The sequence below is a fragment of the Streptomyces phytophilus genome (assembly GCF_013870535.1).
GTDB lineage: Bacteria > Actinomycetota > Actinomycetes > Streptomycetales > Streptomycetaceae > Streptomyces > Streptomyces phytophilus.
This window is the reverse complement of record NZ_JACBXC010000195.1, coordinates 1-7275: the sequence shown is the minus strand read 5'-3', so window position 1 is coordinate 7275 and position 7275 is coordinate 1. Positions and strand designations below refer to the sequence as shown.

Sequence of the window (7275 nt, the reverse complement as noted above, 5' to 3'; positions counted from 1 at the left end):
CCCGCAGCCGGCTGACGTAGGTGTGCAGAGTGCCGCGGGCCCGCTCACCGCCTCCATCGCCGTCGCCGTCGCCGTCCCCGCTGCCGCCCCCGTCCCCGTCCCCGTCCCACAGGAGGCCCGCCAGCCGGTCCACCGCCACCACGCGCCCCGGGGCGAGCAGCAGCGCCGCCAGCAGCAACCGCTCCTGACGGCGCCGGGTCAACGGAACGGGACGGCCCTCGTGGACCGCCTCGAAGGCGCCGAGCAGGCGGAACTCCAACACCCGCGGCAGCCTACGCCGGTGTGGTGAGCCGATGGTCAGTCAGCCGGGCCAGGCTCGGGAGGCGAACGCACCACCCGAGCCGAAGGAGTCACCAGCCATGCGCCGTTACGCAGCAGCCTCCGCCGCAGCGCTCTGCCTGACCGCCGTCCTCGCCGCCCCCGCGGCGGCCTCCGGGAACGAGGACGGCGGCGACAGAGGGTGGCGCCCGGTCACGTACGAGCCGGTCGACTACCCGGCCGGTGAGCGCTGCGACTTCGCCTTCCGCACGGAGCCCGTACACAACGAGGTCGTGGTCAAGACCGTCGCCACGTACCCCGACGGCTCCCCGAAGACGGAGCTGTTCAAGGGGGCCCTGACCGTCCGCGTCACCAACCTCGAAACGGGCGCCACGTACGACGAGGACGCGAGCGGCCGGGGTCTGGCGCGGTACGCCCCGGACGGCGCGTACACCTACTACGCCGTCGGTCCGTTCCTCGTCGGCTTCGAGGAGGGGCAGGGGAACCTGCCGCGCGGCGAGTACGTGATCGACGGCGTGTACACCTTCACGTTCGACGCGGCCGACCAGCGGACCGTGAAGTGGCTGGGCGAGGAGAAGCTGATCGACGTCTGCGCCCAGATCGACTGACCCGGGGCCCGCGCCCCGGCGGTTCCACTCCTGCTGATCGAATCAGTGCCTGCGCAGCGGGGGTTCACCGCCTCGATCTCCCTCACCCCGCGAAGTGGCACGCCGCCGGGTGGTCGCCTCCGTCCCGTACGCGCAGCTCCGGGGCCTCCGATGCGCAGATGTCCGCCGCCAGGGGGCAGCGGGTGCGGAAGCGGCAGCCCGTGGGTGGGGAGGAGGGGGAGGGGACCTCGCCGGTGAGGGGGAGGTCCTTCGCGGCGCCCGGGCGGTCGTGGACCGAGGGGGCCGCCTTGAGGAGGGCCTGGGTGTAGGGGTGCCGGGGGGACTCGAAGACCTGGGCGGCGGTGCCGCGTTCGACGATCGTGCCCAGGTACATCACCGCCACCTCGTCCGCGATGTGCCGGACCACGTCCAGGTCGTGGGAGATGAAGAGGTACGCGATCCCCAGCTCCCGCTGGAGGTCCGCGAGCAGGTTGAGGATCTGCGCGCGTACCGACACGTCCAGGGCCGAGACCGCCTCGTCGCAGACGATCAGCTTCGGCCGCAGCGCCAGCGCCCGCGCGATGCTCACCCGCTGGCACTGGCCGCCGGAGAGTTCGTGCAGGCGGCGGGTCGCGTACGAGGCGTCCAGGCCCACCTGGTCCAGGAGGCGGGCGACCTCGGCAGAGTGTGCTGCCGGCGCCACCACGTCCCGGTGGATGTGCCAGCCCTCCGCGACGATCTCCGCCACCCGCATCCGCGGGTTCAGCGACGTGTACGGGTCCTGGAACACCATCTGCAGGTCGTGCGCCACCCGCCGCCGCTCCCGGCGGCCGGCCGTGGCCAGGTCCAGGCCCGCGAAGGAGACCGAGCCGGCGAAGGGCTCCAGCAGGCCCACCACCGAGCGGGCCAGCGTCGACTTGCCGCAGCCGGACTCGCCGACGATGCAGACCGTCCGGCCGGGCCGTACCGTCAGGTCGACGCCCGCGACCGCGTCGACGCGGCGGCGGCCGAGGCCGGAGCGGCCGGGGACGGTGTAGCCGGCGTGCAGGTCCTGGATGTGCAGCAGTGCGTCCGGGCTCGTTCGGGTGGTGCTCATGACGCGGCCTCCACGTCCGTTGCCTGGGCCTGGACCTTGTCGCTGTGGTGGCACGCCGCCTCGTGGCCCTGTCCGACGGCCGCGAGTCGCGGGTCTTCCGTGCCGCACACCTTCGTCGCGTACGGGCAGCGCGGGGCGAACGCGCAGCCCGCCGGCAGGCCGCCCGGTGCCGGTGGCTGGCCCTCGATCGGGATGAGCCGCCCCGGCCGCGCCGGGTCGGGGACCGCGTCGAGCAGGCCGCGCGTGTACGGGTGTGCCGGTGCCGTGTACACGTCGTCCAGCGCGCCCGTCTCCACGATCCGGCCCGCGTACATCACCGCGACGTCCTGCGCGACGCGCGCCACCACGCCCAGGTCGTGCGAGACGAGCAGCATCGCCATCCCCGCGTCCGTCTGCCGGGCCGCGAGCAGCCGCAGGATCTGCGCCTGCACGGTGACGTCGAGCGCCGTCGTCGGCTCGTCGGCCAGCAGGACCGCCGGGTCCAGGGTGAGCGCCATCGCGATGACCGCCCGCTGCCGCATGCCGCCCGAGAACTCGTGCGGGTACGCGCCGTACTTGGCCTCCGCGTCGGGGATCCCGACGGTCCGCATCAGCTCCACCGCCCGCTCCCGGGCCGCGCGGCGGCCCGTGCCGCGGCGGCGCAGCGTCTCGGCGATCTGCCAGCCGACGGTGAACGACGGGTTGAGCGCCGCCATCGGGTCCTGGAAGACCATCGCGACCTTCGCGCCGCGGAGCCGGCGCCACTGCGCGTCCGTGAACCCGGCGGTGTCCCGGCCCTCGATCTCGACCGTCCCCGCGCTCACGGTGGCGCCGGGCGGCAGCAGGCCCATCAGCGCCAGCGACGTCAGCGACTTGCCGCTGCCCGACTCCCCCACCAGGGCGGTGACCCGGCCGGGTACGAGGTCGAGGTCGACGCCGCGGACGACCTCCCGCGGGCCGAAGGCTATGTGTACGTTCCGCATGCGGGCCGCCGCGGGCGTCTCCACGGTCGTAGCAGGCATCGTGTTCTCCTCTGTGCTCATATCTGCGACCGCGGGTCCGACGCGTCCCGGAAGCCGTCGCCGATCACGCCGACCGCCGTGACGACGAGCGCGAGCGCCGCCGCCGGCATCGTGGAGATCCACCACGCCGAGCCCAGGTAGTCGCGCCCCACGGAGACCGTGGCGCCCCACGAGGACGTGTCGACGGGCACGCCGAGGCCGAGGAAGCTCAGCGACGCCTCCGCGACCATCACGAGGCCCACCTGCACCGTCGCCGCGACCAGCAGCGGCTGCCAGAGGGACGGCAGCACGTGGCGGACCATGATGCGCACGTGTCCCGCCCCCAGCACCCGCGCCGAGTCGACGAAGCCGAGCTTCCGCGTCGCCATCGCCGAGGCGCGGGCGACGCGGGCGAAGATGACCCACCTCGTGATCGCCAGCGTGATGACGATGTTGGTGACGCTCGGGCCGAGCACGCCGGCCAGCAGGATCGCCAGCAGGATGGAGGGGAAGGCGAGCTGGATGTCGCCGATGCGGGAGGCGATGGTGTCCGGCCAGCCGCCGAAGTAGCCGGAGACCAGCCCGACGACGAGGCCGACCGCGCCGCCGACCAGGATGGTCGCGGCGGCGACGAGCAGCGAGATCCGGGCGCCGGCCAGCAGGTTGGCGAGCAGGTCGCGGCCCATCTGGTCGGTGCCCAGCCAGGCGATGTCGCCGCCGTCGGTGCGCTCCCCGGGGGAGAGCAGCCGGTTCGGCAGGTCGGTGGCGACCGGGTCGTACGGGTGCAGCAGCGGCCCGACGAGGGCGGCGAGGACGAAGAGCGCCAGCACCCCGGCGCCTATCCACACGCGCACCGGCACCCGCCGCGCGGCGTCGCCGGGGGACTTGCCCGTACCCGGGGTGTCGACGGCCGGCGCGGGTGCGGCCGCGGTCGTGCTGCTCATGCGTCCTCCGGGGTGAGGCGGGGGTCGATGACGAAGTAGACGACGTCCACGAGCAGGTTCAGGACGATGTACGACAGGGTGATCGTGAGGATCGCGGCCTCGACGACCGCGTAGTCGCGGTTGGTGATCGCGTCGACCATCAGGGAGCCGATGCCCGGCCAGGAGAAGACGACCTCGATGATGACCGCGTTGGCGATGAAGTTGCCCATCAGCAGGCCGAGTACGGTCACCACGGGGATCGCGATGTTGCGGCCCACGTGCACGTACTGGATCGTCCCCTCGCCCACGCCCTTCGCGCGGGCCGTACGGGCGTAGTCCTTGCCGCCCTCCTCCAGCGCGCTGCTGCGCACCAGCCGGGCGAGCCAGCCGATGAACGGCAGCGAGAGCGTGACGGCCGGCAGCAGCACCGCGGCGGGTGAGCCGTCGACGGTCGCGGGCAGCCAGTCCAGCCGGCGGGCGAAGATCAGGATCAGGACGATGCCGAGCCAGAACGACGGGATGGCCTGGCCGGCGAGGGAGCCGGTGGAGACCACCAGGTCGAGCAGCTTCCCCGGGCGGCGGGCGCACAGCATGCCCAGCGGGATCCCCACGGCGACGGTCAGCACGAGCGCCGCGAGCGAGAGGCTCAGGGTCGCGGGGAAGCGGTCCAGGGTGTTGCTCAGGGCCGAGCCGCCGAGGCGCCAGGAGTCGCCGAGGTCGCCGCGTACGATGCCGGCGAGGTGGTCGACGTACTGCCGCCACAGCGGGTCGTCCAGGCCGAAGTCGGCGCGTACGCTCTCCAGTTGCTCGGCGGAGGCGTCGGGGCCGACGATCAGCTTGGCGGGGTCGCCCGGGACGACGCGCACGATGAGGAACACCAGCGTCAGCGCGCCGAAGGCGACGACGACGGCCTGCGCGAGGCGTTTGGCGAGGAACGCGCCCATCAGTGTTCACCTCTTCTTCGGAGTGGTCCGGCGGAGGCGCGTACGACGAGTTCGGGGGCCAGCAGCGTACGGATCGGGTCCGGGTCCTCCGCTACGGCCTCCGGCCCCGACTGCACCCGCTCCAGCAGCCGGTCGACGCCGGCGCGGCCCACGTCGGGCGCGGGCAGGCGGACCGTGGTGAGGGCGGGGTCGAGGTACGCGGAGAACGGGTGGTCGCCGTGGCCGACGACGCCGATGTCCGTGCCCACCCGCAGCCCCCGCTCGCTGAACGCCCGGTACAGGCCCAGCGCGTGGTAGTCGTTGCCGGCCAGCACCACGGCGCCGGGCCCCGCCCTGCGGGCCAGCTCCGCGCCGACGACGTACCCCACCCCGGGGTCGAAGGGGCCCGAGACCGGCACCCCCTCCGGCGCGGCCCCCGGATCCACGCGCACCACCGCGTCGTCCGGAGCCGCGACCCCGCGGGCCGCCAGCGTCTCGCGGAAGCCCCGGATACGTTCCGCGACCGGCGAGATGTCGAGGTCCTCCTCGACGAGGTACAGCTCGGTGGCCCCGCCGTCCAGCACGTGTTCCGTCGCGAGCCGGGCACCGGCGTAGTAGTCGACGCCGACGACGTCGGTGTCCAGCTCCGGCAGGTGCCGGTTGAGCAGCACCACGGGCGTACCGGACTTGCGCAGCCGGTTCCAGTGCTCGGCGCCGTGCTGCACGGGTATGGCGAGCACCCCGTCGACGCCCCAGCGCATCAGCTCCTCGGCGGCGCGGCGCTCGTTCTCCGCGGAGTCCTCGGTGACCATCAGCATCAGCGAGTAGCCGCGTTCGCGCCCGCGCTCCTCGATCGCGGAGATGAGGCGGGCGTAGAAGGGGTTGGCGGGGTTGGTGATGACGAGCCCGAGGGTCATGGCGTTCCGCAGCACGAGGGAGCGGGCCATGGTGTTGGGCACGTAACCGAGGCGTTCCGCCTCCTCCTTGACGCGCTCGCGCGTCTCGGGGCTGACCGCGTCCTTGTCGGCGAGTGCCCGGGAGACGGTGTTGACCGACAGGTCGAGCGACATGGCGATGTCGCGCAGCGTGGGTCGGCGGCGTGGGCTCATGGGATCCTCCGGCGCGGTCTCATCGGCGCCCCACCACGGCGAGGTCGGGCTGGTTGTTCGGGGCGGGAGTGAAGCCTGTCAGCTCCTTCGCGCGCCCGTACCCGGTGACGAGGGTGACGGGGAAGAGACCGACGGCGTCCGACCATATGGTCCCGCAGGCGTCGCCGTAGAGCGCGTCGCGTTCCGGGCCTTCCGGCGCGCCTGCGGCCTGTGCCAGGACGGCGTCGAGTTCCTTGTTGGCGTACCCGAGGCGGTTCGCCTCCGAGGTGTAGAGGCGGCCGATGGTGAAGGCGGCGTCGCCGGTGGTCACGGTGTTCGTCTGGAGGTTCATGTCCCAGTCGAGGGTGTTCAGCCGCTCCAGCCACATGGCCTTCTCGATGCTCTGCGGCTCGACGGTGACGCCGATGTCGGCCCACGCCGAGATCAGCGCCTGCGCCAGCTCCCGCGACAGGGGGCCGGTGGCGTCGAACCACATCATCGAGGTGGAGAACCCCCGCCCGAGGCCGGCCTGCTTCAGCAGCCGGCGCGCGCCCTCCGGGTCGTACGACCAGGGCTGCTGCGCCGCGAAGCCGGCGACGGTCTCGGGTATCGGCGCGCGCATCTGCTTGCCGCCGCGGCCGAAGAGGGCCTCGACGATCTGCGGCACGTTCACGGCCTGGCACAGCGCGCGGCGCACGTCGGGGTCGCTGAACGGCTTGCGCGAGCAGTTGAACCAGTTGAAGTAGTACGTCCAGGAGGGCACCGTCTCGACGGTGACGCCGGAGACCCCGGTGACCTCGGGCAGCTGGTCCGGCGGCACCGGCCAGAGCAGGTCGACGTCGCCGTTGCGCAGGGCGGTGATCGCCGTGGAGGTCTCCGCGAGGTACGGCATGGAGACCGCGGGCAGCTCCGCCGGGCCGCCCCAGTAGTCGTCGAACCGCGCCAGCTCGACGGAGGTCGACGGGGTGAAGTCGGTGACCCGGAACGGACCGGAGCCCACCGGGCTCCGCTTCTGGTCCGGGTCCGCGACCAGCCGCGCCGGGACGATGAACAGGAGGGTGAGGTTGACCGGGAGCGAGCCGAGGGGCCCGTCGGTGGTGAAGACCACCGTGTGGTCGTCGGGCGCCTGCACGCCCGTGACCGTCGCCCACAGCGGGGTCTGCGCGGAGGCGACCTGCTGCGTGTGCTTCAGGCACGCGACCACGTCGCCGGCCGTGACCTCGCTGCCGTCGTGGAAGGCGACGCCGCGGCGGAGCGTGAAGACCCACCTGGTGTCGCCCTCGCGCCGCCAGTCGGTCGCAAGGCCCGGCGCCAGCTCCTCGCCCTCGCGCCGTACGAGGGTGTCGAAGACGAGCCGCTTGACGATCAGCGACGCCTCGTCGACCGCGGTCGCGGCGTT

7 protein-coding genes and 1 pseudogene are annotated in these 7275 nt (G+C 73.1%); 1 reads left to right on the top strand and 7 read right to left on the bottom strand.

Annotated elements, in window-relative coordinates; translation table 11 throughout:
- Positions 1-262, bottom strand: a pseudogene (locus tag H5J30_RS12185) (hypothetical protein); the annotation flags it as partial.
- Positions 263-359: 97 nt separating this feature from the next.
- Here H5J30_RS12185 and H5J30_RS12180 point away from each other — a divergent pair.
- Positions 360-887, top strand: coding sequence for a hypothetical protein (locus H5J30_RS12180; RefSeq protein WP_181787453.1), 528 nt, complete (start codon positions 360-362; stop codon positions 885-887).
- Positions 888-969: 82 nt separating this feature from the next.
- On the opposite strand, the gene H5J30_RS12175 is transcribed toward H5J30_RS12180, so the two are convergent.
- From H5J30_RS12175 to H5J30_RS12150, 6 genes are all read right to left on the bottom strand, one after another.
- A complete protein-coding gene (locus H5J30_RS12175) occupies positions 970-1962 on the bottom strand; it encodes an ABC transporter ATP-binding protein (protein WP_181787452.1) in 993 nt (330 codons plus the stop codon).
- Positions 1959-2963, bottom strand: coding sequence for an ABC transporter ATP-binding protein (locus H5J30_RS12170; protein WP_181787451.1), 1005 nt, complete (start codon positions 2961-2963; stop codon positions 1959-1961). Before H5J30_RS12170 ends, H5J30_RS12175 begins: the two co-directional genes overlap by 4 nt.
- A gap of 17 nt (positions 2964-2980) precedes the next feature.
- Entirely contained in the window at positions 2981-3886 is a 906-nt protein-coding gene (locus tag H5J30_RS12165) for an ABC transporter permease (RefSeq protein ID WP_181787450.1), read from the bottom strand.
- Entirely contained in the window at positions 3883-4809 is a 927-nt protein-coding gene (locus H5J30_RS12160; RefSeq protein WP_181787449.1) for an ABC transporter permease, read from the bottom strand. Before H5J30_RS12160 ends, H5J30_RS12165 begins: the two co-directional genes overlap by 4 nt.
- Positions 4809-5897, bottom strand: coding sequence for a LacI family DNA-binding transcriptional regulator (locus H5J30_RS12155; RefSeq protein ID WP_181787448.1), 1089 nt, complete (start codon positions 5895-5897; stop codon positions 4809-4811). Before H5J30_RS12155 ends, H5J30_RS12160 begins: the two co-directional genes overlap by 1 nt.
- Before the next feature lie 19 nt (positions 5898-5916).
- Positions 5917-7275: ABC transporter substrate-binding protein (locus H5J30_RS12150; RefSeq protein WP_181787447.1), on the bottom strand; the 1359-nt coding region annotated here is incomplete at its 5' end.

Bases quoted from the DNA above. Each gene is read 5' to 3' on its own strand.
- H5J30_RS12180 (WP_181787453.1), top strand. From the start codon at position 360: ATGCGCCGTTACGCAGCAGCCTCCGCCGCAGCGCTCTGCCTGACCGCC.
- H5J30_RS12175 (WP_181787452.1), bottom strand. From the start codon at position 1,962: ATGAGCACCACCCGAACGAGCCCGGACGCACTGCTGCACATCCAGGAC.
- H5J30_RS12170 (WP_181787451.1), bottom strand. From the start codon at position 2,963: ATGCCTGCTACGACCGTGGAGACGCCCGCGGCGGCCCGCATGCGGAAC.
- H5J30_RS12165 (WP_181787450.1), bottom strand. From the start codon at position 3,886: ATGAGCAGCACGACCGCGGCCGCACCCGCGCCGGCCGTCGACACCCCG.
- H5J30_RS12160 (WP_181787449.1), bottom strand. From the start codon at position 4,809: ATGGGCGCGTTCCTCGCCAAACGCCTCGCGCAGGCCGTCGTCGTCGCC.
- H5J30_RS12155 (WP_181787448.1), bottom strand. From the start codon at position 5,897: ATGAGCCCACGCCGCCGACCCACGCTGCGCGACATCGCCATGTCGCTC.